The following is a 26,055-nucleotide window of genomic DNA, read 5'->3' on the forward strand; positions in this document are numbered from 1 at the left end:
AACTGAGTCATCGCCTGACTTAAAGACTGGGGTTCCTGTCTGCACCTGACCTTGTTTGCCTGTTGAGGTCACGTTCTCCCCACTTGGTTTAACAGCTTCAACACTTGGAGTATAGGTCGCCTCAGCTGGTGTCCCGTTGACATCGGTTTTAACAACAGTTACTCCGGTTGCCTGACCGGTGAAGGTCTTTTCGGGGGTGAAAGTAATTTGACCTTGGTCGTTGATTTGGTAACTTCCTTGACCTGGAATTGTTACGTTTTCAACCAATTCGCCACTTGCTGGGTCTTTCAATTTAGCTGGCTGGTCGCTTAGAGCTACCGAGTCATCACCCGATTTAAAGACTGGGGTTCCTGTCTGCACCTGACCTTGTTTACCACTTGAGGTTACATTCTCAGCGCTTGGTTTAACCGCTTCGACGCTTGGGGTGTAGGTGGCTTCTACTGGGGTACCGTTGACATCTGTCTTAACGACAGTCACACCAGAAGCTTGACCTATAAAGTTCTTTTCAGGACTAAAGCTGACTTCCCCATCAGTCTCCACTCGATAGGTTCCTTGACCCTCAACCCTTAGCTCGCTAACCAACTGGCCAGTTTTTGGATCCTTGAGTTGGATCGGCTCTTGGCTAAGAGGGACCTGACTAGCTCCTGCTTGAAAGAGGGGCCGTCCTGTTTGTCTTTGCCCTTGCAGGCCTTGACTGCGAGCCTCTTGGCCCCTTGGTTTGACCTCAATTACTTCTGCCTGATAGATAATCTTGGCTGCATTGCCCTCTGGACTACGCAAGAGAAGGCTAATCGGGTCAACCTGCCCTACAAAATCCTTGGTTGGTTTAAAGTGAATTCGACCAGTCTCAGCTTCTAGCTCATAGACCCCAATTTGCTGGCCATCCTTGGTTGCAGCCAGAGTTCTTGCCTTGATAACTTGGCCTTGACTATCAACAAAGGTGGCTGGATTACTAGCGCTTGGCTCAAGCTTCTGATTGGCATTTACAAAATCCAGGTCTTTTACCTGCTCTAAACCTTGCAGGTTTGAGCTTGTTATCTTTTGAGGAGCCATAACAATCGGAGCATAATAAGCGTCCATCATGCCAGTCTGCTGACTAATTGGGGCCACTTGTTCCTGAGGATCCTTCCAAGCCGTTGAAGCGCCATTGCTATCAAAACGACGGACACTGATTCCCTGAGCTTGGCCTTCAAAGTTAGCAGCTGGAACAAACTCTACTTGAACGTCCTTGCCCTGACCAGTAACCTTATACTTCCCTTCATTAGCTACTGTGTAATAGCCGTCCTTATCTAAAGGAGCAGCCTGACCATTCGCCAGAACAATCTGAGGAGCTCGATTTTCATCAATCTTCGCAGCTGTCTGGTAATCATACTTAGATTTACCTTGAGCTTCAAAGCTCAAAAGCCCTCTTTGGGTCTGGCCCTTGTCGCCCAAGGTTTCCAAACGACCTCCCTTGGGTGGATAGGTCATCTGCACACGAAAATCCTCAACCTCACCCGTATAGGCCAGGCCGATAGGCTTGAGAATATCATCCTCATCAATGGCAATCCGCAGGCGGGCTCCCAGATGATCCAAGGATGGATCCATCATGGCTGGAGCCTGGCGGAATACAAGACTATAGGCACCCTGGCCATTTACGGTCACTAAATCGGAGGCTTCATTTTCATCGAAACGGCCATTATTATTAAAGTCAACCCAGCCCCGCAAATAAGCCTGCTTGGTCCCGCTGGCACTGGCCTTGACTTTAAGACTGAAACTACCGTCATCGTGGCGGTCTAGCTTAATAATCTGATTGGTCTGGCCCTTCATGTCATTAGGCAGGAGCTGATCAATCCCCTCATCTGCTGTTGTGGTTTGATCGTCACCAGTCCAAGCCTGCTCTGCCTCAAAGTCCATATCCGGCTCAGTATCGCCAAGATAGGGCTGCTGAATCTTCTCTCCAGTATGCTGGTCTTTCTTAGAGATGGCGTGAGAAGCCGCTCCATAAGATGCAGGTGCATCACCAAAGTCAGCAATTAAAAAGCCCATCATAAAGGCCTGCTGCCCAGAAGTCGTAATGTAGACTCCCAGCTGGCTAGCAGAATGAGTCATAATCAAGGGAACGGTATTGCCCCTAGAAACGACTGGTCCAAAGACCTGGCTACCAAGTCCAGCCGTTACCTGATCCTTGCTGGTAAAGTAAGACCAGGGTAGACTCTTATCACCGGCTAGGGCTGCCCCATTTCCAGCTTCTGAAAAGACCTGCTTGGGATCTTGAGGGACATAGGGAGTGGTAACCTTTCCCTTGGCCCATTCGCCCACATGCTCCCAGGCACCTCCATTGGTGATGTAGGTGATAAATTCTCCAGGACTGGCCTCCTCGCTATCGGCAATGACCACAGTTGGCTTAATCTTGACCCCCTTATAGGTCGCTGACAACTCAAATTGAACGCCGGCATTGGCTCCGTCCTTTTCTGGACGAATGACCGTTTTGCGCTCACCTGTATCAAACCCTTCTTCCTTAATCTTAGACCAATAGTTTTGCTTGTAGGCCTTGAGCTTGACTGTGCTTTCTCCGTCCTTGCTGGCCTGACTATCTGCTAAATAGTGATTTTCTGCATTTGGATTATAGCTTCCTTCATAACCGCTACCTGCAACCCGATTTTTATAAACCTCAGTCGCCTGAAATGGCTTTAGAGATTTGACCTTTAAGTGAACAATGTAGCCGGGTGTCAGCTCCTTGGTATAGGTAGAGCCTACTTGTAGGGCCCCATCTGCTGACAAGCCTGTCCAGGCCTTACTATCGCCAAAGTCCAACCAAGAAACCTGCTTTTGTAAGTCCTCAGGGGAACGATTTTCAGTCAGGGCTGGCTTTTCTACCTTGGGCTGCTCACTAGCATCTTCAATCCCTGGGCCATTGACATCCAGGTCCTTATTGGGAGCTGCTCGAAAGCCTGTCCCAGTCGTCAGGGCTTGACCTTGCCGGCTTGGGCGAGGCATGGCGGCTGATTGAGGCTTGCTAGACTCTTCCTTAGGAGCTGGAGTAGCCTGGTCTGCTGTCTCTGGCTGGCTAGCTTCTACTTGAGCTGAAGCGACCTCTTTTGAGGTGACTGGACTTTCAAGCTCTGGTTGGCTCTTATCAGTGGCCTCTACCACCGAGCTAGGAGCTTCTGTAAGGGGAGCCTCCGCTGCCGGTGCTCCGTAAGCAGAAGCTTGATTGGTAGCGATTCCTTCCGCTTGTGGAGAACTAGCTTCCTCCCTTGAAGCCTGGTCCAGCTGTTCTTGACCTCCTCCTAGCTCATTAACTGGCTGCTCTGATAGACTATCCGCCTGCACGACCGGCCCAATCCCAAAAAAGCCGATAGCTACTGCTACCGAAGCTGCACCAAAGCTGTACTTTCTAATCGAATAACGGGTTACCTTTTCCCGCTTATATTGGTTGACTTTTTTCCTATCTTTCCAAGACATTGTTTATCCTCCTATTAGTTTTGTCCTTATTTTCCCCAAAAACAACTTGGATTAAAGAAGTCAAATGAAAGGGAGCCAAAGACTCATTTAGCCCTTCTGGCCTCCTATTCCTATAAATAATTAGCTTATTTATATACTAAATTTATTATAGTTAGGCTCTCATAGAAAGTCAACAAATAAAACCTCAAAAAAGATACAAGATAGACAAATCTGACCAAAAATCAAACAAGAGCTGAAAAGCATGAGAATAAAGGAAAAAACTGACTTCAAGAGACCTGAAATTTGACCTTTTGCTCCAAAAATCAGAAGACCTCATCAACAACTATCGGACAAAATGAACCCAATCCTGCTTCCAGGCAGCCAACAAAAAAACGGAAAAAAACCTCCCCTAGCATGAGCTAGAGGAGGTTCTTCTTATGGGTCATTTAAGAGCTGACCTTATTTCTTTAGTCTTCCTTTTTCTTACGAGCAGAAGCAAGGAGGCCTAGACCAGTCATCAAGAGGAGGCTAGCTGCTGGGAAGAGATTGCTTGTTCTGCTTCCTGTCTCTGGCAGCTTCTTAGCGTCCGCCTTTGGATAGGACCTTGGGCTAGTATGACTTACTTTTTGCTCAAGCTTCATCTCTTGAGGGCTGTCTTTTGGCTCTTGACTTGGGTCAGCCAAGACTTGAGGAGTATAAAGTCCAAGCACTTGACTGCCATTAGCATCCTGGGCTAAGACTTGGACACCTCTTGGATTGCCGACAAAGTCTGGATTTGGCTGGAAGGTAACCTGACCAGTCAGAGGATTGAGGGTATAGGTCCCAATCACTCGACCATCTTGATCCAGAGCATCTACGCTTAGCTGATCGGTTACTTGATTAGCCCTTGGATCAATCAATTTGGCTGGGTGGTCCGCATCAATCAGAATTTCCACAGCTGGATCTCCTGCCTCAAAGATTGGAGTTCCTGTTTGGGCCTGACCTTGTTTGCCTACAGAAGTCACTGGCTTGGCAGTTGGAGTCACCGGCTCGACAGTTGGGGTGTAGGTGGCTTGGGCTTGACTACCATTGACATCTGTCTTGACCACTGTCACCCCTTGGGCCTGACCAACAAAGGTCTTGAGCGGGGTAAAGCTTACCTGACCATCAGCCGCAATCCGATAGGTTCCTTGATTTGGAATAGTTACTTCATCAACCAACTGACCGCTGACCGGATCCTTTAATTTTGCTGGGTCTGCACTAAGGGGTACAGAAGGATCTCCCGCTTCAAAGCTTGGACTTCCAGTTTGGACTTGCCCTTGCTTACCAATAGACTCAACCGACTGACCACTTGGGACAACCCCGGTCACATGCGGTTGGTAGCTGGCTTGGGCTGTATTGCCCTTGCTGTCCTTAACAAGAACTTCGACTGCTAGAGGGTCTCCAATAAAGTCTTTATTTGGCTGGAAGCTGACTGTACCATCACTATTGAGCTGGTAGCTTCCGACTACTTTTCCAGTTTGATCCTTGGCTGCCAGGGTCTTGTCCGCAATCGCCTGACCATTGACCAGAAAGGCAAAAGCATCTGCTGCAAATGGAATGGTTTCTTCCTTACCATTGACTAGAACCTTGCCTGGACTAAAGCTTAAATCACCCTTTTGTTCCTGACCTTGCTTGCCAAATGTTTCTGCATCCTTGGCAGATGGTTTAGCAGACAACACTTTTGGTTTGTAAGTAGCTTCAGCCTGGGTCAAGTTGACATCATGCTTAACCACTGTAACTCCCTTGGCTTGTCCCACAAAGTCTTTCTCTGGAGTAAAGCTAACAGTACCATCAGCCTCAATGCTATAAACCCCTTCATTTGGAACGCTTACTCGGCTAGAAAGCTGGCCGCTTACAGGGTCTTTTAATTGGGCAGGGTCGTCGCTCAAGGCTACTTCTTCATCTCCCGCCTTAAAGATTGGCTTACCGGTTTGAAGTTCTCCTTGTAGGCCTTCTGAAAGGACATCTTGACCGGTTGGAGTGACTTTAGTGACGGTTGGAGTATAGGTAGTCGTTACCTTAGTTCCATTGACGTCTTTCTTGACCACCTCAACAGCAGTCGCAGTGCCAAAGTAGCTCTTGTCTGGAGTGAAGGTCACTTGACCATCCTTAATCCGGTAAGTTCCTTGATTTGGAATCCTTAGTTCGTCTACTTCTTGACCTGTCTTAGGATCAACTAGCTTGGCTGGGTCTGAGCTTAGGGCCACTTCTGGATCACCCGCTTGGAAAACAGGAGTTCCAGTCTGCTCTTTTCCTTGCTTCCCAGTGGAAACTGCCGCTGTTGCTGTTGGAGTGACTTCCTCAACAGTTGGGGTATAAGTTGTTTCGACTGGCGTACCATTTTCGTCCTTGCGGATAAGGGTCACACCACTTGCCTTGCCCTTGAATTGTGGCTCTGGAGTAAAGGTTACTTGACCCTTGTCATCAATCGTATAGGTTCCTTGACCATCAACGACAACCTTATCCACTAGTTGCTTGCTGCTTGGGTCAACCAATTTAGCACCTTCAACAAATGGCACCTGATCATCACCCGGTGTAAAGACAGGTGTCCCGGTTTGCGGACGACCTTGCTTACCGGTGGAGACTGCCTCTTGTGCAGTTGGCGTCACCTTGATTACGGTTGGGGTATAGGTAGTGCTTGCCTTTGTACCATTGATATCTTTTTTAACCACTTCAACAGCAGTTGCCTTACCAAAGAAGGTCTTCTCTGGGGTAAAGGTTACCAGACCCTTGCTATCAATTGTATAGGTTCCTTGGCCATCAATTGTCACCTGATCCACTTCTTGACCAGTCTTAGAATCCACTAACTTGGCTGGGTCTGAACTCAAGGCCACATCTGGATGACCTGGCTGGAATTCTGGCTGACCAGTTTGAGGCTGGCCTTGCTTGCCTTCGGATACCGCTTCTTTTGCAGTTGGGCTTACTTGGGTAACTGTTGGGCTATAAGTGGTTTCAGCCTTGGTGCCATTGATGTCTTTTTTAACTACCTTAATCGCAGTTGCAGGACCATGGAAGTCTGCTAGCGGAGTGAAAGTCACAGTGCCGTCAGGGGCAATACTGTACTTACCTTGATTAGCAATAATTACTTCATCTACTTCCGCTTGGCTAGTTGGGTCCACCAACTTAGCCGGATCATCACTTAGGGCAATCCGTGTGTCACCTGGCTCAAAGTTTGGCTTACCTGTTTGAATCTTGCCTTGTAGACCAGTAGACTCGGCTGACTGACCGACTGGATTTACCGGAGTAACTGTTGGTGTATAGATAACTCGTGCCGCATCTCCCTGATCATCAAGCAAGTAAGCAGTAATCGGAGCTGGTGTTCCATGGTAGTCCTTGTTTGGTTTGAAGACCACTTTACCAATTTCTCGATTTAACTCATAGCTACCAACAACCTTATCACCATCTTTGGCATCAACAGTATCAGTTGTAATTTCCTTACCTGTAGCGTCAAAGAAGATAACCTTGTTAGTTGCAGACGGAGTCATATCTCTACCTTCTGGTGTGGTAAAGGTCAAGTCCCGACTATGCTCCAAACCTTGGATATTGCTAGTTGTTTCCTCACTGGTATCAAAGATATAAGGTACAAAGCGACCGTCATTGTTGTCAAGGACAGTATTGGTATTGTGCTTGCCTACTACACTGGTCTTCCAATTTGTGTCAGCAGCATTACTGTCCACACGACGGATATTGATTCCCTTAGCACGACCAACGAAGTCTTTTTTAGGAGTAAAGGTGACTTCAACCTTGTCTCCCTTAAGGGTCAGCTTGTAGGTGCCGTCTTCGGTTTCATAAGCACCTGCTGCATTTGGTAGAATTTCATTGCCACTATTATCAAATACTTTCGGTGTAGCTGTTTGATTGATTGTCGCCTTAACACCCTTGTTGTAGGATTCTTCACCGTAGGCTTCAAATTCCACATCAGCGGTCACAGATGTATTTTTCTCACCATAGGCTGTTTGAGTCAGACCAACAGGTGGGAAGGTAATCCGGCTTTGGAAGTCTTCAACTTCACCGGTGTAGGCTAGGCCAGTTGGATTTTGAATATCGTTTTGGTCCATGGCAATCCGGACCCGGGTAGCCAAATCAGCAGTTGCCTTATCATCTTTTTCTTTTTGAACTTCTGGAGCCTGGCTAAAGACTAGCTCATACTCACCGTCCTTATCAACTGTCACGAAGTCTGAGGCTTCATTTTCATCAAATTTTCCATCTTGGTTGAAGTCAACCCAGGCCCGCAGATAGGCTGGAGCAGTACCATTATTGTTGGCCTTTACTTTCAGACTATACTTACCATCGGCGCTTCTCTCTAATTTGATTAAACCATTGGTCTGACCCTTTTGGTCGGCTGGCAGTAAATCTTCTACCTTTTCATCTGCCTCATGATCTGTATCATCGGCTGTCCAGTCAGCACCAGCTAAACTACTGTTATCTGGATCTGGAGCAGTTGTTCCGATAAAGGGTTGCTGGATAGATGAATCATCTGTTGATGCTTTTTGGTTAATCGCATGTGAGGCTTTTCCGTAGGATTCTGGAGCATCACCAGTATCTGTCATCATAAAGCCCAGCATAAAGCCTTGCTGACCGGTTGTAGTTACATAGACACCCAGTTGGCTAGCTCCCCGAGTCATAAGCAAAGGAATGGTATTCCCACGAGAGACCACCGGACCAAATACCTGGGTACCTAGACCAGCTGTTGTCTGATCCTTGCTAGTGAAATACTTCCAGTTAAAACGAGTATCTTGAGCCAACTCAGTTCCGTTACCCTGACTCGTCAGCATAGTATTTGGATCTTGTGGAACATATTGCCAAGGCTCGTTTGGCTTTTCCCATTCACCAATATGCTCCCAGGCTCCACCATTGGTAATATAGTTAATCAATTCACCAGGGCTAGCTTCTTCTCCATCAGCCACCACCATGGTTGGCTTTACTGCCTTTCCCTTATAGGTTGCAGAGATGGTAAATTGAACACCGGCATTGGCACCATCAACAGTTGTCCGAATAACGGTTTCCTTTTCACCCGTTGAGAAACCTGAATCTTTAATTTTTGCCCATTGGTTTTGTTTAAATGCTTTAAAAAATGCTTCGTCGTTAGAATTTTTTCCATCGAAATGTAAAAAACTATTTTTAGCATCAGAATCGTAAGTCCCTGCCTTATCTGTTCCCTCAACCCTCTTTTTATAGACATCGGTTGCCTGGAATGGCTTTAATGATTTAACAGTTAGGGTAACTTCATAATCAGGTGAAATTACTTTTTTGTAGGTAGCCCCTACTTTCAATTCCCTATCATTTCCTAGCCCTGTCCAAGCAGTTGTATCACCAAAATCTAGCCATGAAATTTGCTTATTCAACTGCTCTGCTGAACGGTCATTTGTTTGCTTAGGCTTCTCAACCTTTGGTGTCTCTGTCGCATCTTCAATCCCTGGTCCATTGACATCCAAGTCTTGGCTGGCATCCGCCCTAAATCCAGTTCCGGTCGGTATAGCTTGACCTTCCTTGGCAGAACGAGGCATAGCTGCTGTCTTAGGCTTTTCAACTGGACTAGCCGGATAGCTAACAGGCTTTTCCTTGACAGGAAGAACTTCCTTGCTAGGTTCTGAGTTTTGAACCTCTACTAGTCCTGCTTGACTGTCTGTATCAGCCTTGGCTGGCTCTACTTTTTCAGCAGCTGGAGCTTGGTAGAGATTTTTAGCATCTTCTAGGCCAACTTGAGAATTTACAGGCTCTTGCTGACTAGAGGTCTGGCTAGCGAGCTCCGGCTCCTTGACCTCCTTGGCTGAATCAATTACATCCTGCTCACTTACTGCGTCTGCTTGTACCGGAGCTCCCACAGCGAAAAAGCCCATGGCTACTGCAACTGAGGCAGCACCAAAGCTGTATTTTCTGATGGAATAACGGGTTACTTTTTCCCGTTTCTGCTCTTGAACCTGTTTGGCTTTCTTCCAAAACATAAGGTATCCTCCTAAAATATTTTTCTTCTTTTTTGGGCATTAAAAAATAACTTATTTCAACAAATAAGCTAGCATGCCATATCTCCCATATAGCATGTGAAAATAGATAGATAAGTAAGACCTAGCCACCTACTGTCTGAGTCTATTATAAGTGGAATAGCGAGTAAAGTCAACCAATAGCCCATAAAAAATAGACGAAAAATAAGATTTTTCATCTATAACAAACATTTATTTTAAAAATCTCTGGTCAATTCATAATAAGGAACCAGGGCCTTGAGGGCCTGAGCTAGTCTTTCTGCCAAGTCTTCCAGAGAATCGGCCTGACTCTGAGCCACATTATACTTGACCAAGACCTTGCGGACCTTGCCTTCTTTGACCCCTTTTTGTAAGAGTTGGCGATTGGCCTCAGTCCCTTCCAGAACCTGACTTTCTCCCTCAATCTGGGCAAGATAATAGAGCGGGTCAGTCAAGGGCTGATTTAAGATCCGATTCTGCTTGATTAGGCTCTGCTCATCTTTTTTGCGCTCGATAAAACTCACCTCGACCGAAACCCCAAAGTCAGTCGTGTCTCCATACAAACGTAGGGCAAACATGGGCTCGCTTAAATCTCCAAAACCCTTGAGATAGGCCCAAAAATGCGGCCGCAAGATTTGAGCCTGGTTCATCCAGTTGCTGGTCCGCTCCAAGCTCAAATTCGGTAAATGCTCCTGCACCAAGCGAGCCAAGCTGGTAAATTCCTGGCGAGCAGCCTGTCCCTGCCTTTTCAAATCCACCATTAGGGCCTCCTCTGGACCAGCCTTGGCTGGCGCCAGATACTTGGTTCCCTGCTGAGCCAGATAGGCCTCAATAGCCGGTAAAATTGTCATCATGCTTCCTTTCTCTTTTGATAGACGAAAGAGGCCGAAACAAAAGTCTCAAACCTCTCAAGTCTATTGTAAATGGACCAGGCTCTTAGGCTTTTCGCCTGACCTTTTCAGACGGGCCTTTTGGCCCAGTCCCTTCTTATTCGCGGTCAATATCTACAACCACATAGCGGTTGGGTTCGTCGCCTTCTGAATAGCTGGTAACTCCCTCCATGCGGGAAATAATCCGGTGAATAATCTTGCGTTCATTGTTACTCATAGGATCTGTCCTTTGGCTGCGTCTATATTCCAAGACCCGATTGGCCAATTTTTGCGCATAACTTTGTAGGACCTCTGCCCGGTGCTCTACATAATCGTTTACATTGATAGAGATGTAGAAACTCTTGGCATACTGATTGTAGAGATAGTTTTGAGCTAGCAGTTGCAGGGCCTTTAGGACCTTACCATGGTAGCCAATCACGCGCCCTGGCTCATTGGTATCGATTTGCATATTGATAGTCCGACGGTTATAGCTGCTACTAATGCTAGCCTCCACATCCATCTCATCCACAACCTTTTGCACATAGTCACGAACATGCTCCACCACTTCATCGATTTGGTAGCTTTCTTCTACTTCAATCCCTAAATCAGCAAAGGTTTGACCTGACCCAGCAGGCTCCTGGTCCTCTGGGAGCTGCTTGCTGGAGCTTGGAAAGTCAATAACCTTGCTCTCACTAGTAGTTGGGGACTGCTCATCCTCTACTGGTCTGTCCTCCTTGAGAAGTTGGATAGTTCCAGTCTCTTCCAAAATCGTGCTGGCTTCCTTTTCATTTTTAAGAATTTCAGCCTTGACCTCTTCGGAGATTTCCTCTCCACCATCTTCTACCTTTTTGATAGCTGCCACAACCTTGCCCAAGTCCACAGTGGCCTCACTGACACTTTTGACCGGTTCATTTTGTTCATTGATGGCTTGAGGAACCCCCTTGACAGCCTTTTGGTTGGCCTTCATCATGGTTGTTTCATTGATCGGCTCAATATCCACCTGGGCCGGTTTCTTACCAAAAAGCCCTAGAAAACCTTTCTTTTCCCGGGAGATGACCGTAATATGGGCCTTCATCCGCGGAATTTCTAATTTATTTAAGCCATTTTGAATAGCTTCCTCCACACTTGCTCCAGTAAATACTACCATTTGCAAGATTCCTCCTTATTTCTTCTTTTTCCGGGCCTTCTTAAAGGCACGTTTTTTCTTTTCTTCCAATTCCCGCTCGGCCGCTAACTTAGCTTCCCGCTCAGCAATAATCTTAAAGGGATTGCTGAGGATTAGGGTTTGAAAGACTTGATAAGCATTGGATACCACCCAGTAAAGAGCGACCCCACTAGCTACATTCAAGGCAAAAATGAAAATCATAATTGGCAAAACAAAGGACATGGCCTGGGTCATGCCGGTCCGCTCAGGCATGGCCTTACTGCTCAACCAGCTACTGAGGAAGGTAAAGACAGCCGCCAGAATCGGTAGGATAAAGTAGGGATCTTTCTCAGCTAGATTGAGCCAGAGAAAGTGGCCTGTTCTTAAAAAGTCCACCCTGGTCAAGGCCTGATAGAGGGCTATGAGGACGGGCATCTGGACCAGAAGCGGAAGCATGACCGAAGCAAGGGGCCGGACTCCCAGTTCCTGATAGACCCGCTGGGTCTCCTCAGCCAGACGATTGCGACTCTCCAAGTCTCGACCGGGATATTTATCTTTCAAAGCGTTGATGAGGGGCTGGGCCTCCTGCATCTTTCTGGTCGAGTTCATCTGATACTGAAAGACCGGCAGAAGTACTGTCCGAATCAGCAGGGTAAAAAGGATAATCCCTAGTCCTATACTGATATTGAAGGACAAGAAACGAATCATTTCAGCGAAGAAATAGACGAATTTCTCCCATAAATCGGGCGACTTTTCTGTTACCTGACTGGTCCCACAAGCCGTTAGGACTAGTGAGGAAAGGGCTAGCAATCCCACTAGTTTACTTTTTTGTTTCACAAATAAGACCTTCCTGATAGATTTTTGCTACTTTTAGTACATGGAGTAAATTTTTTTCAAGGCCCTGGTAGTCCAAGCTCTCAACTCCTTTGCGGGCAATAACAACAAAGTCAAGCTCCTGCTCTAGGCTGGCCTTATGGGCCAGAAGAACATGGCGAATCAGACGCTTAATTCGATTGCGAACAACAGCATTTCCCAGTTTCTTACTGACCGAAAGACCGACTCGAAAATGCCTTTGTTCCCCTTTTTCTAGCTTATAGATGACAAATTTTTTATTGGCAAAATTCTGTCCCCTTTTAAAAATCGCATTAAAATCTTTTTCGCTCTTGACGCGATAGCTTTTCTTCAAAACTCAACTCCATCTACCAAAATTATCTCTATTATACCATAATTTTGAAAAAAGCCAATAAGGGCAAGGATTATCCAGACCAAATTCCTATATAAAAAGGCACCCTGGAGGAGTACCCTTTTTTATATGATAAATTGCAAGAAAAAGTGCAACTTTTATTCAACCTCATCTAAAAGTGCCTCTAAAGCTGTTTTGTACCCAAGACATTTTCGTGGTCGACTATTGATTGCATATAAGGCATCTGCTAAATCTTCCTCGCTAATAGCAGCCAAATCTGAGCTACTCCAAGGCTTCAAGCTAAAAGCCAAGACCTAGCGAACCTTGGCTTTTTATCTGGCTTTTAACTGTCTGTCTATGGCCAACTACGGCTGGCAGGTCTCTGTCACCTTTCTATTTTTCATCTTCTTGAAGTTCTCGCTTGGCCCGTTCGAGCTCTAGACTGATTTGCTCAAAGCCAGTCCCCCCCAGAGAATTTCTCTTTTCTACCGCAGTCGCGGATTCCAGGGCCTGATAAATGTCGGGCCCAATCAAGTCAGACAATTCTTGGTAGCGCTCTAGGCTTACATCCTGCAAGTAAATCCCTTGTTTGCTACATTCCAAGACCAGACTACCGACCAATTCATGGGCCGCCCTAAAAGGCAGGCCTTTCTTGGCCAGATAATCAGCCAGTTCTGTCGCATTGGAAAAATCCTTCTGGCTGGCTGCCAACATCCTCTCTTTTTGAACAGTCATACTAGCCAACATACCAGCCATAATATCAAGAGAGGTTTTGATGGTGGTCACCGTATCAAACATGCCCTCCTTGTCCTCCTGCAAATCCTTATTATAAGCCAGAGGTAAGGACTTCATGACCGTCAAAAGGCTAAAGAGGTGGCCGTAGACCCGGCCGGTCTTGCCCCGAATCAATTCAGCCATATCCGGGTTTTTCTTCTGCGGCATGATGGAAGAGCCGGTACTAAAGGTGTCCGACAGGCTGACAAAACCGTACTCGTGGCTACACCAGTTAATCAGCTCCTCACAAAGGCGAGACAGGTGCATGATCAGCATGCTACTATTAGCCAAAAATTCTAGGATAAAATCCCGGTCACTAACAGCGTCCAGCGAATTATGATAGAGGTCGGCAAAGCCCATGAGCTCTGCCGACAACTCCCGGTCAATAGGAAAGGTCGTCCCAGCCAGGGCTGCCGCCCCTAAAGGAGACAAGTCCGTATGCTTCAAGTTAAAGGACATCCGTTCAAAGTCCCGCTTGAACATCTGGTAATAGGCCAGGAGATGGTGGGCAAAGCTAATGGGCTGGGCATGCTGGAGATGGGTATAGCCCGGCATAATGGTCTCTACATTCTCCTCGGCCACCGCTAAGAGAACCTGGCGCAGGCGCTTGATTTTTTCTAGGATTTGCCCCAACTCCTCCTTAAGATAGAGGTGCATATCGGTAGCCACCTGGTCGTTACGGGAACGAGCCGTATGCAGTTTTCCAGCCACAGGACCGATTTTTTGGGTCAAGAGGGCCTCTAGATTCATGTGAATATCTTCGTGATTGACATCAAATTCTAGTTGACCCGCCTCATACTGGGCCAGTAGTTCCTCAAGGCCTGTCTTGATCTTTTCTGCCTCGTCTGGCGCAAGAATCCCTTGGGCTCCCAGCATTTGAACATGTGCTAGACTCCCCTTTAAGTCATAGGGGGCCAGGCGATAATCAAAGCTGATACTGGCTCCAAATTCTTCCACCCAATCCTCGAGGGCTGCCTCAAAACGTCCCCCCCATAATTTTTGATTTGCCATAGGGCCTCCTTAATCCTGCTTAAACTGAGCCTGAACCTCTGCTGCCACCTTGGAAGGGAGCCCCCAAAGTTTGATAAAGCCAAGAGCCGCCTCCTGCTCGAAGGTGTCAGCACTGGTATAGGTAGCCAAATCTTCATTGTAAAGGGAATTGTCAGACTTACGAGCCACCACCTGGGCCTGACCCTTGTAGAGCTTGACGCGAGCCCGACCATTCACCACTTTTTGGGTCTCCTTCAAATAGGCAATCAAGGCCTGGGTCGCCGGATTAAACCAGAGACCATTATAAATCAGGTTGGATAGCTCATTTTCAATAATCGGCTTAAAATGAGCCAGTTCCCTTACCTGGGTCAAATCTTCGATTTCCTTGTGGGCCGCAAGCAAGGTCAGCGCACCAGGACACTCATAAACCTCCCGCGACTTGATACCAACCAGACGATTTTCTACATGATCAATCCGACCGATACCGTGCTTAGCAGCTAGGTCATTAACCGCCTCAATCAGACTAGCCAGACTCAAGCGCTCCCCATTTAGGGTAACCGGCACCCCAGCCTCAAAGTCAATTTCGATATATTGGGGACTATCGGGAGCAGCTTCTGGACTGACCGTAATACCAAAGGCATCTTCTGGTGCCTCATTCCAAGGGTCCTCTAAAATTCCGCATTCATTGGCCCGGCCCCAGAGATTCTGATCGACCGAGTAGGGACTATCCAGGTCTGCTGGAATGGGGACTCCATTTTCCTTGGCATAACGGATTTCCTCTTCACGCGACCACTGCCACTCCCGAACGGGGGCAACCACCTTGATATTGGGGTCTAAAGAAGCGATGGCCACTTCAAAACGGACCTGGTCATTGCCCTTTCCTGTACAGCCATGGGCAATAGTGCTAGCCCCGGTTTTGTGGGCCAGCTCGACCAATTTTTTAGAAATCAAGGGACGACTGAGGGCGGATACCAAGGGGTATTTTTGCTCATACATGGTATGGCCTTGCAGGGAAATGAGAACATAATCTCGGGCGAACTCTTCTTTCACATCAATGACATAGGATTCGACAGCCCCAACCTGGAGCGCCTTATCATGAATGAAGTCCAAGTCCTTGCCTTCTCCAAGGTCCAGACAAACCGCTACTACATCGTAATCTTTTTTCAGCCAGGCAATCGCCACAGAAGTATCCAAACCGCCTGAATAAGCCAAAATCATTTTTTCTTTTACCATGCAAGCACCTCAATCTTTCTTCCTTATTTATTTTTATACATTCTACTGTATGAAATAACAAATGTCAAGGTTTTTCCTGATATTTCTAAAATTTTCAAAAGAGATAGATTATTATGCAAATATAGTAAATTAGCCCCTAAAAATAAAAAAGAGGGGACCCAGGTCCTCCTCAAGAGGAAAACTTCCGAGTCCCACTTTCCCTTTAAAGGGTTAAAAATATACCTTTATTGAATTTTTTCTAAAATCATGGTCAAATGCTGGATGGACTTTTCCCGGCCCAAGAGATAGATGGTATTAGGTAGTTCTGGTCCGTGCATTTCCCCTGAAACCGCAATCCGAATTGGCATAAAGAGATTTTTCCCCTTGATGCCGGTCTCTTTTTGGACAGCCTTGATTTGAGGGAAGATATTTTCCGGTTGGAAATCACTCTCATCCATAGCCTCTAATTTTTGCTTGAAACTTTCTAAAACCAGGGGCACTGTTTCTCCAGCCAGGACCTCTTGCTCGGCCCGCCCCAACTCTGGGAAGGCTTCAAAGAAGAGATCTGTCAGAGGGACGATTTCATCGAGCGACTTCATCTGTGGCTGATAGAGGGCCACCATTTTTTCGGCCTTATCGGTCAAGCGACCTGCTTCTTCTAAGTAAGGCTTGGCCTTGTCAAAAATCAAATCCAAAGGAGCATTCTTGATATAGTCATTGCTCATCCAGTCCAGTTTTTTCTGATCAAAAGCAGCAGGTGACTTGCTGAGTCGCGCCTCATCAAAGAGCTCAATCAGCTGCTCTTGAGAGAAGATTTCTTCCTCTCCCCCTGGATTCCAGCCCAGAAGAGCAATAAAGTTAAAGACTGCCTCTGGCAAATAGCCCTTCTTGCGGTAATCCTCGATAAATTGCAGGGTATTGGTATCACGCTTGGACAGCTTTTTCCCTGTTTCTGAATTGATAATCAGGGTCATGTGGCCAAATTCTGGCGCCTCCCAGCCCAGGGCCTCATAGACCATGAGCTGTTTAGGGGTATTGGCGATATGGTCATCTCCACGGATAACATGAGAAATTTCCATCAGATGGTCATCAATCACAACCGCAAAATTATAGGTTGGATAGCCGTCCTTTTTCTGGATAACCCAGTCGCCACCAATATTGGCTCCTTCAAACTCAATCTCGCCCTTAACCATGTCTGTCCACTTGTAGATACCCGCTTCGTTGACCGCTAGACGCACCGTCGGTACAATCCCCGCTGCCTCACGCTCAGCGATATAGCTGGCCTTTTCTGCCTCAGACATGCCTAAAAATTCATTGACATAGCGAGGAGTTTCCCCGGCTGCCTCCTGGCGTTCACGCTCGGCTGCCAATTCTTCTTCTGTTACATAAGACTTATAGGCTAGGCCCTTTTCTAGCAATTCTTCGATATACTTTTGATAAAGGTCCAGACGTTCGGACTGGCGGTAGTTTTCATGGGTCTCTGGGCTTTCGTCCCAGTCAATCCCTAGCCAACGTAGATTGTCCAATTGGGAACGTTCCCCGTCCTCCACATGGCGCTTGCGGTCGGTATCCTCAATCCGAATGATAAAGGTACCGCCGTAGTGGCGGGCATAAAGATAGTTAAAGAGCGCAGTCCGCGCATTTCCGATATGTAAAAGTCCCGTTGGACTAGGTGCATAGCGCACACGAATCTTCTTAGTCAAGTCTTTTCTCCTGTCAATTTTTTCCTGTCTAGAAAGAGCCAAGGAAATCAAAAGTCCTTTTTGCTCTTCCCAGCATAACAAACAGTACCATTATAACACAAACCAAGGCTGGGAAAAACCTCCCAGCCTTCAAAGTTGATAAAATCTCTGATTTTTTAGAATAAGTCGCCTAAAAATGACCCCGAATCACCCTTGGAGCCGGTCACGATATGGCTTCCAACGACATTGGCAAAGGTTTCGATATTGAGACTTTGCACATAGATTTCTCCCGTACCGTGGAAGGTATTGACCACGCCCTCACCTGTACCAATTGACTGCATAAAGCCATTTTCCAGATGGATGTCGTAGTTTAAATCCCTGCTCCAGGCCACAACATGGGCATTATCAATAGTAATTTCTTGGTTAAAGAGTTCAATCTTCTTGATTGAGCCAAAGCTATTAGCCAGCAGGGTTCCTTCCCCTTCTGTCGTCATAACAAAGAGACCACCTTGCCCACCGAAGAAGGCCCGACCGATACTTTGCCGTTCCATCTTATACTGGGCAGAACCATCCAAGGCCAGAAAGGCCCCATCATTGAGGCGATATTGCTTGGCCCCTAGATGCAGGGCGATAACCTGACCAGGCATGGTCGGAGCCAGAGCAATCACGCCATTGTCAGCATTCGAAACAGCCTGGGTGATAAAGAAGCTCTCACCAGAGGTCATGGCCCGACCTAGGGCACCGACCATTTTTCCCAGACCAGAACCCCGACCATTAACCTTGGTATTTAGGGTTACACTCGGCGTATGATAAACCATGCTCCCCCTTTGGATAAAGGCGGATTCACCTGTTTCTAGGGCAATCTCCACCAAGGGAAACTGCATATTACTATCAATATTGTATTTCATTCGATTGTCAGGCATGTCTTCCTCCTTAAAAATCATCCAAACATCCAGATAACAAAGTTATCAACCATTACAAGCTAATTATATAATTTTCATCAAGGACTGTCAACGAAAAACTGGCAACCCTCACTTAGGCCAACACCTACTGAACCTCGGTCATCCGGCCAGTATCCACATCATAGACAGCCCCCGAAATAACCACATCAGCAGGAATCAGTGGTGACTGACGCAAGAGTTCCATATCCTCGCGGACACTTTCTTCCACATCGGTAAAAGGCAGAAAGTCCTGGTCGGATACGTCAAGACCAAAGGTCCGCTCCAAGTGGGCCTGAAATTCTTCATTTTTAAAGGTCTGTGCCCCGCAGTCGGTATGGTGGAGGACCACAATCTCTCTGGTTCCCATTTGCTGCTGGGAAATGACCAGGGAGCGAATCATATCCTCGGTCACCCGACCACCAGCATTACGCAGGATATGAGCGTCCCCCAGGGCCAAACCCAGGGCGTGGGCCACGTGAAGCCTGGAGTCCATACAGGTCACAATTGCAACCTTGGTCTTGGGCCGAATGGGTAGATTAAGGGTTCCATGCAGTTCGACATAGGCTTGATTGGCCTTCATAAAATTCTCAAAATAAGACATGCTTTCCTCTTTTCTAATCAAAAAATTATTTGATTTTCAAAGTTTCCAAGTTTTATCTTAGCATTTTTTAGAGGATTTGTCAGAAGTGGGGTCTGAAAATTCTGACAGCTAAGAAAGAGAAGATAGCAAAAGCCTACTCGAAAGGGCAAGTAGGCTTACAAGTTTTATATAAAATGGGCTCGATTGGCCAAAATCTGACTAGCCAAACACCTTTTTTAGAACTTCCCCCAAGGTAGTGACTCCGATGACCTCGATATCTTTGTTTACAGAAATGCCGGTCAAGGAGTTCTTGGGCGCATAGACCCTGCGGAAACCGAGCTTGGCCGCCTCACTAATTCGCTGTTCGATTCGGTTAACCCGACGAATCTCACCGGTCAGGCCAATCTCCCCGATAAAGCAATCCTGGGGATTGGTCGGCAAATCCTTATAGCTAGAAGCTAGGGCTACCGCCACAGCCAGGTCAATAGCTGGTTCATCTAGTTTGACTCCTCCTGCCGACTTGAGATAGGCATCCTGGTTCTGCAAGAGCAGGCCTGCTCTTTTTTCCAAAACGGCCATGATGAGGCTGGCCCGATTAAAGTCTAGGCCCGTCGTTGTCCGCTTGGCATTGCCAAACATAGTTGGAGTCACCAAGGCCTGGACCTCAGCTAGAATGGGTCTAGTTCCCTCCATGGTGACAACAATCGAAGAACCTGTCGCCCCGTCCAATCTTTCCTCTAAAAAGACCTGACTAGGATTGAGGACCTCGACCAGCCCTTGCGACTGCATCTCAAAAATGCCGATTTCATTGGTAGAGCCAAAGCGGTTTTTAACCGCCCGCAAAATGCGGAAAGTATGCTGGCGCTCCCCTTCAAAGTAGAGAACGGTATCGACCATGTGCTCCAGGGTCCTGGGACCAGCCAGAGTCCCCTCCTTGGTCATGTGGCCGACGATAAAGCAGGCGATACTGTTGGTCTTAGCTAGCTGCATGAGCTCAGCCGTTACCTCTCGAACCTGGGAGACCGAGCCCTGAACACTGGAAATCTCAGGCGAGAGAATGGTCTGAATCGAGTCAATAATCAGAAAATCTGGCTTGATTTTTTCAACCTCTGTCCGAATTTCCTGCATATTGGTCTCGGCATAGAGGTAAAATTCACTATCCAAATCACCCAAGCGCTCCGCCCGCAATTTAATTTGTTCGGCCGACTCTTCTCCGCTGACATAAAGGACCGTTCCCTTTTGGGCCAGCTGGGTAGAGACTTGCAGGAGCAGGGTCGATTTCCCAATCCCAGGGTCTCCGCCGATTAGAACGAGGCTGCCCGGCACCACCCCACCTCCTAGGACGCGGTTAAACTCTTCCATCTGGGTCTTGGTCCGATTGACATCGATGGAGGTCACCTCGGCCAACTTCATGGGCCGACTCTTTTGGCCAGTCAAGGAGACCCGCGCATTCTTGACCTCGGCTACTTCAATCTCCTCTACAAAAGAGGACCAGGCCCCACAGTTGGGACAGCGCCCCAGGTATTTGGGAGAATGGTATTCACAATTTTGACAAATAAATGTCGCTTTTTTCTTAGCTATAATCTTTCTCCTCTAGGCTTAGTGTCCTGTACTGCCAAAGCCACCTGTTCGCTGACCAGTCGCCTCGTCGCCATCTGCCAGCAAAAAGGGGGCAAAGACCGCCTGCACAATCCGGTCTCCTACTACTAATTCAACCGGCTCATCACTGATATTTTGCATCTGGGCAAAGATATGCCCTTCATTAGCAGGATTATTATAATAGTCTCCATCAATGACCCCAACCGAGTTAATCAAGACTAGACCCTTCTTTCTGGGATTAGAAGACCGATCGTAGAGATAGAGGACCTCTCCCGCCTGCATATAGGCCTTGACCCCCGTAGCAACCAGTTTAATCTCTCCTGGCGCAATCCTAGTAGCCTCTGCCACTTTCAAGTCATAACCTGCCGCATGAGCGGTCTCTCTCTTTGGTAATAAATTTTTTTGGTCTCTAAAATCAGAAACCAACTCAAAACCACGTGTTTTCATCTAGTTTGCTCCTTTAAGATACTTCCCCTATTATACTATTATTCGTCAAGGAAGCAAAATTCTAGCTTCCTTTCTAGCAACCGTCTATAAGTTGACAAGGCCTTTCTAAAAAGGGTACACTAGGACCAAGATAAAAAGTGAAAGGGCTCTCAAGAAAAATGAAGTTACTTGTAATTGAGGACGAGCTGGATTTGAATCGTAGCTTGACCAAGCTGCTCAAAAAAGAACAGTTCCGCGTAGACAGTGCCTTTGACGGCCAGGAAGGCTTGGATTTGCTCGAGATAAGCGATTATGACTTGATTATTCTCGATTTGATGATGCCTAACATGGACGGTTGGACCTTTCTTAGTAAAATCCGCCAAGAGGGCTACTCTTTAGCTGTCCTCATTCTGACCGCCAGAGATCAGCTGGAGGATAAGATTCGAGGGCTGGACTTGGGAGCCGATGACTACCTGGTCAAACCCTTTGAGTTTGAGGAATTACTGGCCCGCATTCGGGCTCTCTTGCGCCGCAAGCAAAAAGAACTCCTGCCCCAAGAACTAATTCTGGGTCGGATTAGTCTAGACCTCAACAAAAGAGAAGTTTTCAAGGACAAAGAAAGCATCCAGCTCACTGCCAAGGAATTTGATATTTTAGCATATCTGGCCCGCAATAAAAATCAGGTCCTATCCAGAGAGCAGATTCGCAATCATGTTTGGGACTTTGACTATGAGGGCGAGTCCAATATCATCGATGTCCTAATTCGCAATATTCGCCGCAAACTTGATGATGACCCCAAACAGTCCATCATAGAAACCAAGAGGGGGGTCGGCTATGTTATCCGGGATAAAAGCTAGCTTTCAAAAGCAAAAAATCGTCTTTCGGGTCACCCTTTGGTACAGTATCTTTCTCTTCTTCTTTATCCTCCTCCTTTTGGGCCTGGCCTTCTTTTTCTCCCATACCCTCTCAAAAACCGCCCAAAGAAAGGACTTGATTGAGTCGGCCAATAAGGTCAGCCACCAGTTGACTAGCTATCAAGCGATCGATGATGGGATTTACTATTCTCTTTACGATTCAGAAGGAAAACTGCTTAAAAAAAGCCTGCCTCGGGACTTCGATGCCCAGCTAGCCTTTAGCCAGGGAGAGGCCAAAGAAATTCAACTTGGACCAAAGACCTATCTCTATTACGATATTGAAATCAAGGAGCGCAAACAATGGCTAAGGGCCGTCACCTTAACCGCCCACTCCAATCATGAGTTGACCGACTTTCTCCTAGCTATCTTTATCATCTCTCCTCTACTGCTTATCATCATTATCCTTGGAGGCTACCTGCTCTTAAAAAATGCCTTCAATCCCATTGAGCAGCTCTCCCAAACAGTCCTAGACATCCAAAAGAGCGGTGATTTGGCCAAGCGCCTCCACCTTCCTGCCAAGGACGATGAAGTCCATCGCCTGACCGGGGCCTTTAACCAGATGTTGGACTCCATCCAGGCGGCCCTGCAAAGAGAAAGGCTCTTTAGTCGCAATGTCTCCCATGAACTCCGAACACCCCTAGCAGTTATTCTTTCTGAAAGCGAGTATGGCCTGACCTATGCCGAAAATCTAGCAGAAGCCCAAGAATCCTTTGCAATCATCAAGAATCAGACCCAAAAGATGAGGGAGATGATTGGTGAAATTTTAGAGTTAAACCGTCTAGAAAATCGCCAGCAGATTGAAAAACAGGTCTTTTCTCTCAGCCAGCTCCTCCAAGACAAGGTCCAGGACCTAGAAAGGTTGAGCCAAGAACTAGGAAAAGAGCTCCTCTTAAAGGAAATACCAGACTGCCAGATTGAGGCCAACCAACTCCTAACCCATCGTTTGCTGGATAATCTCCTCAGCAATGCCCTCAAATTTGCCCAAAATAAAGTAGAAATCCAGCTAAGCATGAAAAAAGACCTGGCCTATCTAACCATTAGCGATGATGGACCAGGAATAGCAGCTCCAGAGCTGGATAAGATTTGGCAACCCTTTTATCAAATCAATCCTGCCCGCAATAAAAATGAACAGGAAGGAAGCGGTCTCGGTCTGGCCCTGGTCAAACAAATCATCGCCCTCCACGCTCCTGATATGACCATAGATGTCCAGTCAAAACCGGGCCAGGGCAGCCGTTTCCTCCTTAAGATAAGGCTTAAAAATAGGCCCCGCAAGCAAGACCAATAAGTGAGACCAGGCCTTGTTACCTGCCCTTTATCAAATTGTAAAAACCTTGTTATCTAAAATAATAAAAATTCTGGGCTAAATTCATCTTATGTTCATTCTACAAATGTAGAATATATTTATCAAATAAATATTTGATAATGAGAAGAAAGGAAGTACAGCTCATGAAAAACTTCAAATATCGTCTTTTAACTGCTTTGGCAGTAAGCTTGGTAGCTGGTGGAACAGCGATTTCAGTCGTTTCCGCAGAAAGCCCTAGCCAGATTCAAGCAGCTAGCGTTAGTGTAGCCCAAGCTAAAAAAGTAGCCCTAGAAGCTGCTCCAGCCGGTAAGGTAGTTTCTGTTGACTTTGAGGCTAAAAAAGATGGCCGTCTCTACTATGAGGTAACCATTTTAGAAGGCAACAGCGAAAAGGAATACAAGATTGATGCTCGGACAGCTTCTATCCTCAACCAAAAGGTAGAAGCTATCGATGATTACGAGGACAGCCAGCTTGTTCAAGCCAATCTCAAACTCAGCTTTGAAGATGCAGAAAACATCCTGCTACAAAAATACCCACAGGCTAAGATTTACGACGAAGAGCTAGACATCAAGGCCGGCCAAATCGTCTATCAAGTTAAGGCCCTCAATGGTCAGCAAAAAATTAAAATGACCCTTGATGCCAATAGCGGTGCTGTTCTACAAGAAAAGGCCAAGTAAGTCTTGTCCCCTTTCAAGAGGAACCTCACTAAGACTTCAAACAGGAAACAGGAGGCGCTTCTAGGCGCCTCCTGTTTTTCTGTCTAATTCGATTCCTAAGACCAATCAAGCCGACCTCAAAGCTCCTCTAGAAAATACTGGAAGAGCTCGATATTGCCTTTTTCCTCATTGATGAGAAATTCCGGGTGCCACTGAAGACCGATAATCCGGTGGCTATCGGTGGACTCAATCGCTTCAATGGTGGTGTCCCGCGGGTCAAAAGCTGTCGCCTTAAAACCGCTAGCTAGGCGCTTGACGCTCTGATGATGCACCGAATTGATTCGGCTTTCTGCACCAAACAAACGCTCAATGGTGCTTTTTTCTTGCGCTTGAATAGAATGAGAAGTCCCAAAAGGCAGCCCCTGCCAGTGGTTGTCAATATGCTGGTTGAGGCTACCACCAAAGGCTACATTAAGTAGCTGCATGCCCCGACAAACTCCCATTACCGGCTTATCCTGGCGTAAGGTCTCCTCAAGTAGTGCCAGTTCAAAACGGTCACGCTCCAGGTCATAATCATCACTATCAATGGTTTTATTTTCGCCGTAAAACTGGGGATGAACATTTTGACCACCGGTTAAAATCAGCTGGTCGATACTATCCACATAGGCCTTGACTAGGCTTCTATCAACTACAGGAATAATAAAGGGCAGACCTCCGACCTGCTGAATGGCATCTGAAAATTTACGAGATACTGTTGAGTGAATATTTTTTCCATCCTGATCAACCGCTTGTAGACTAGCAGAAAGTCCGACAATTGTTTTAGCCATGGCTATCTCCCTTCTATCAATTTCTTATCCCTATCTTACCACCCTTTCTGCCCAAGGTCCAATAGTTATTTTTTATCCGCCCGATAAAAGTTTTTTATCAAAAAACATGCTTTCACTTTACCTATTCGGACCATTTTGCCTTGGCTCTTGACTAAGATACAGACCATACTTTACCTTCTTAGACAAAAAGTAAGACGCACCGATTTCTTGATGCGTCTTACGGGAGATTATTATGAAAAAGTTTTAGGATAAATATAGTATAAAGCAACTTCCTTAAATTTAGCTAAAAGCAAAAAGACTGGTACTGGCCTTTTCTTAGAATGAGGCTGTGAAAAATGGTTTTTATATAGTGTTGACATATCATTGACAATTATATATAAAAGTTATATAATAAAACAAAACATATATATAAAATATATATTAAAAGGCACTTATCTACAAGGAGGTCAATCATGCAAAAACAAGCAAAGCAAACGTTCGATACTACAAGCATGCTGCGCTTTCTATTTTGGACTTTTGCCCTTACTTGGACGGCCTGGGGCCTAGCAAGCCTGATAAAAAATAATATTCTAAATAATTTCCTGCAAATTCTGGGGGTTTACGGACCGACTATTGGGGCTTATCTGGCCACCCGCCCCTCGCGTCAAGAATGGCTGGCCCAGTTTAAAACTAAAAAGAAAGATTGGCTCTATCTACTTGGTGCCTGCATCCTTGCATTTTGCAGTTTTTTGTTGGCTTCAGGTAATCGCTTGGATGGGAGTAGTCTTTTCATCTTTCCTCTGGGCTTATTGGTCCAAATCTTAATCAATGGGGAGGAAATTGGTTGGCGGGGCTACATGCAGCCTCGATTTATAAAACACCTGGGCTTTCTTAAGGGTCTGGGGCTCACAGTCATTATCTGGATTGTCTGGCATCTCCCCCTGTGGTTCTTTCACCTGCGCTCTGATAGTTTTTGGTTTCTATTTCTTAGCTGTCCTGCCCTTGCCCTTTGTACGGCAGGAATCTATAAAAAAACCCAATCCAGTCTGATTTTTATGATTTTTCATGGTTTTCATAACCAGGTTTATTACTTTTTCGGCGTGAAAATCAACCTGCTAGGAGAGCTAATCTATTATACTAGTCTGGCTGCCTATGGACTTTACCTCTACTATGGAGGAAAGGCAGACTAAGTCCTTAAGATAAAAAACACCTCCAAGCTTTCAAGGCCTGGAGGTGTTTGATTCATCTTTTGTTCAATAGTTTGAAATAGCCTGTGAGTAGCTTGTGTCTTATAATTGCACACGGACTAAAAGGCTCGGAAAAATCCGCTAGCTAGAAACCAGTGAATATCTAGACGCAGTAGACATCTGCTTGGAGGCTAGGCTTAAACTTGCCTCCAAGCTAGTTGTCCTTACCTAGGTTTCTCAAGGAAATTCTAGCGAATTTCTGCTCAGCCTGATGATTTTTCTTTGCAATTGACGCCATTTGTATCTTGTAATTGAACACGGGCTAAAATCCTAGTAAAAAATCTGCAAGCTAAAAACTAGTAAAACACTAGACGCAGTAGAC

The 26,055-nt window shown here is 46.4% G+C and carries 18 protein-coding genes and 1 pseudogene; 4 read left to right on the plus strand and 15 right to left on the minus strand.

The genetic code is table 11. The features are described 5' to 3' along the window. The 14 genes and pseudogenes from C4K46_RS07625 to C4K46_RS07685 form a co-directional block, all read right to left on the minus strand. Window positions 1-3,447 (minus strand): CshA/CshB family fibrillar adhesin-related protein (locus C4K46_RS07625; protein WP_209628299.1); only part of this gene is annotated, 3,447 nt, incomplete at its 3' end. Between the two features lie 446 nt (window positions 3,448-3,893). Beyond that, window positions 3,894-9,392, minus strand: a complete 5,499-nt coding sequence (locus tag C4K46_RS07630; RefSeq protein ID WP_209628300.1) for a CshA/CshB family fibrillar adhesin-related protein — start codon at window positions 9,390-9,392, stop codon at window positions 3,894-3,896. A 233-nt stretch (window positions 9,393-9,625) separates the two neighbouring features. Continuing rightward, on the minus strand, window positions 9,626-10,258 hold the full coding sequence (locus C4K46_RS07635) for a ribonuclease P (protein ID WP_209628400.1): 633 nt from the start codon (window positions 10,256-10,258) through the stop codon (window positions 9,626-9,628). A gap of 136 nt (window positions 10,259-10,394) precedes the next feature. Beyond that, window positions 10,395-11,423 (minus strand): RNA-binding cell elongation regulator Jag/EloR, encoded by a 1,029-nt coding sequence (jag, locus tag C4K46_RS07640; RefSeq protein WP_209628301.1) that lies wholly within the window; start codon window positions 11,421-11,423, stop codon window positions 10,395-10,397. Between the two features lie 15 nt (window positions 11,424-11,438). Continuing rightward, complete coding sequence (locus C4K46_RS07645; RefSeq protein WP_209628302.1) at window positions 11,439-12,257, minus strand: YidC/Oxa1 family membrane protein insertase; 819 nt, start codon at window positions 12,255-12,257, stop codon at window positions 11,439-11,441. Then, a complete protein-coding gene (rnpA, locus tag C4K46_RS07650; RefSeq protein ID WP_209628303.1) occupies window positions 12,241-12,606 on the minus strand; it encodes a ribonuclease P protein component in 366 nt (121 codons plus the stop codon). Before rnpA ends, C4K46_RS07645 begins: the two co-directional genes overlap by 17 nt. A gap of 155 nt (window positions 12,607-12,761) precedes the next feature. Beyond that, window positions 12,762-12,884 (minus strand): annotated as a pseudogene (locus C4K46_RS10565) (IS30 family transposase); the annotation flags it as partial. A gap of 112 nt (window positions 12,885-12,996) precedes the next feature. Next, window positions 12,997-14,388 carry an argininosuccinate lyase gene (gene argH, locus C4K46_RS07655; RefSeq protein ID WP_209628304.1) on the minus strand — a complete coding sequence of 464 codons (1,392 nt, stop codon included), beginning with the start codon at window positions 14,386-14,388 and terminating at the stop codon, window positions 12,997-12,999. A 9-nt stretch (window positions 14,389-14,397) separates the two neighbouring features. After that, window positions 14,398-15,600 (minus strand): argininosuccinate synthase, encoded by a 1,203-nt coding sequence (locus tag C4K46_RS07660; RefSeq protein WP_209628305.1) that lies wholly within the window; start codon window positions 15,598-15,600, stop codon window positions 14,398-14,400. A 224-nt stretch (window positions 15,601-15,824) separates the two neighbouring features. Beyond that, window positions 15,825-17,282: a glutamate--tRNA ligase gene (gene gltX / locus C4K46_RS07665; RefSeq protein ID WP_209628306.1), complete on the minus strand. Its 1,458-nt coding sequence runs from the start codon at window positions 17,280-17,282 to the stop codon at window positions 15,825-15,827. Between the two features lie 155 nt (window positions 17,283-17,437). Then, window positions 17,438-18,184, minus strand: coding sequence for a TIGR00266 family protein (locus C4K46_RS07670; protein WP_209628307.1), 747 nt, complete (start codon window positions 18,182-18,184; stop codon window positions 17,438-17,440). 124 nt (window positions 18,185-18,308) lie between these two features. After that, window positions 18,309-18,803 carry a beta-class carbonic anhydrase gene (locus C4K46_RS07675; protein WP_209628308.1) on the minus strand — a complete coding sequence of 165 codons (495 nt, stop codon included), beginning with the start codon at window positions 18,801-18,803 and terminating at the stop codon, window positions 18,309-18,311. A gap of 198 nt (window positions 18,804-19,001) precedes the next feature. Next, window positions 19,002-20,366, minus strand: coding sequence for a DNA repair protein RadA (gene radA / locus C4K46_RS07680; protein ID WP_209628401.1), 1,365 nt, complete (start codon window positions 20,364-20,366; stop codon window positions 19,002-19,004). A 15-nt stretch (window positions 20,367-20,381) separates the two neighbouring features. Continuing rightward, window positions 20,382-20,828: a dUTP diphosphatase gene (locus C4K46_RS07685; protein ID WP_209628309.1), complete on the minus strand. Its 447-nt coding sequence runs from the start codon at window positions 20,826-20,828 to the stop codon at window positions 20,382-20,384. Between the two features lie 158 nt (window positions 20,829-20,986). Here C4K46_RS07685 and C4K46_RS07690 point away from each other — a divergent pair, with 158 nt between their 5' ends. The 3 genes from C4K46_RS07690 to C4K46_RS07700 all read left to right on the plus strand — a co-directional run bounded on the left by C4K46_RS07690 (window position 20,987) and on the right by C4K46_RS07700 (window position 23,701). Then, complete coding sequence (locus C4K46_RS07690; RefSeq protein WP_209628310.1) at window positions 20,987-21,664, plus strand: response regulator transcription factor; 678 nt, start codon at window positions 20,987-20,989, stop codon at window positions 21,662-21,664. Beyond that, entirely contained in the window at window positions 21,642-23,006 is a 1,365-nt protein-coding gene (locus tag C4K46_RS07695) for a HAMP domain-containing sensor histidine kinase (protein ID WP_209628311.1), read from the plus strand. Before C4K46_RS07690 ends, C4K46_RS07695 begins: the two co-directional genes overlap by 23 nt. Window positions 23,007-23,167: 161 nt before the next feature. Continuing rightward, entirely contained in the window at window positions 23,168-23,701 is a 534-nt protein-coding gene (locus C4K46_RS07700) for a PepSY domain-containing protein (protein WP_209628312.1), read from the plus strand. A gap of 116 nt (window positions 23,702-23,817) precedes the next feature. On the opposite strand, the gene C4K46_RS07705 is transcribed toward C4K46_RS07700, so the two are convergent. Continuing rightward, window positions 23,818-24,507: a gamma-glutamyl-gamma-aminobutyrate hydrolase family protein gene (locus C4K46_RS07705; protein WP_209628313.1), complete on the minus strand. Its 690-nt coding sequence runs from the start codon at window positions 24,505-24,507 to the stop codon at window positions 23,818-23,820. 452 nt (window positions 24,508-24,959) lie between these two features. On the opposite strand from C4K46_RS07705, the gene C4K46_RS07710 reads away from it, so the two are divergent. Further along, window positions 24,960-25,676, plus strand: a complete 717-nt coding sequence (locus tag C4K46_RS07710; RefSeq protein ID WP_209628314.1) for a CPBP family intramembrane glutamic endopeptidase — start codon at window positions 24,960-24,962, stop codon at window positions 25,674-25,676. Window positions 25,677-26,055 lie beyond the last annotated feature (379 nt).

This window comes from Streptococcus oricebi (genome assembly GCF_017883985.1).
GTDB classification, from domain to species: domain Bacteria; phylum Bacillota; class Bacilli; order Lactobacillales; family Streptococcaceae; genus Streptococcus; species Streptococcus oricebi.

Excerpts from the sequence above, each read along its gene's own strand:
- C4K46_RS07630 (WP_209628300.1), bottom strand. The coding sequence starts at position 9,392 with ATGTTTTGGAAGAAAGCCAAACAGGTTCAAGAGCAGAAACGGGAAAAA.
- C4K46_RS07635 (WP_209628400.1), bottom strand. The coding sequence starts at position 10,258 with ATGACAATTTTACCGGCTATTGAGGCCTATCTGGCTCAGCAGGGAACC.
- jag (WP_209628301.1), bottom strand. The coding sequence starts at position 11,423 with ATGGTAGTATTTACTGGAGCAAGTGTGGAGGAAGCTATTCAAAATGGC.
- argH (WP_209628304.1), bottom strand. The coding sequence starts at position 14,388 with ATGGCAAATCAAAAATTATGGGGGGGACGTTTTGAGGCAGCCCTCGAG.
- C4K46_RS07660 (WP_209628305.1), bottom strand. The coding sequence starts at position 15,600 with ATGGTAAAAGAAAAAATGATTTTGGCTTATTCAGGCGGTTTGGATACT.
- C4K46_RS07670 (WP_209628307.1), bottom strand. The coding sequence starts at position 18,184 with ATGCCTGACAATCGAATGAAATACAATATTGATAGTAATATGCAGTTT.
- C4K46_RS07675 (WP_209628308.1), bottom strand. The coding sequence starts at position 18,803 with ATGTCTTATTTTGAGAATTTTATGAAGGCCAATCAAGCCTATGTCGAA.
- C4K46_RS07685 (WP_209628309.1), bottom strand. The coding sequence starts at position 20,828 with ATGAAAACACGTGGTTTTGAGTTGGTTTCTGATTTTAGAGACCAAAAA.
- C4K46_RS07690 (WP_209628310.1), top strand. The coding sequence starts at position 20,987 with ATGAAGTTACTTGTAATTGAGGACGAGCTGGATTTGAATCGTAGCTTG.
- C4K46_RS07695 (WP_209628311.1), top strand. The coding sequence starts at position 21,642 with ATGTTATCCGGGATAAAAGCTAGCTTTCAAAAGCAAAAAATCGTCTTT.
- C4K46_RS07700 (WP_209628312.1), top strand. The coding sequence starts at position 23,168 with ATGAAAAACTTCAAATATCGTCTTTTAACTGCTTTGGCAGTAAGCTTG.
- C4K46_RS07705 (WP_209628313.1), bottom strand. The coding sequence starts at position 24,507 with ATGGCTAAAACAATTGTCGGACTTTCTGCTAGTCTACAAGCGGTTGAT.
- C4K46_RS07710 (WP_209628314.1), top strand. The coding sequence starts at position 24,960 with ATGCAAAAACAAGCAAAGCAAACGTTCGATACTACAAGCATGCTGCGC.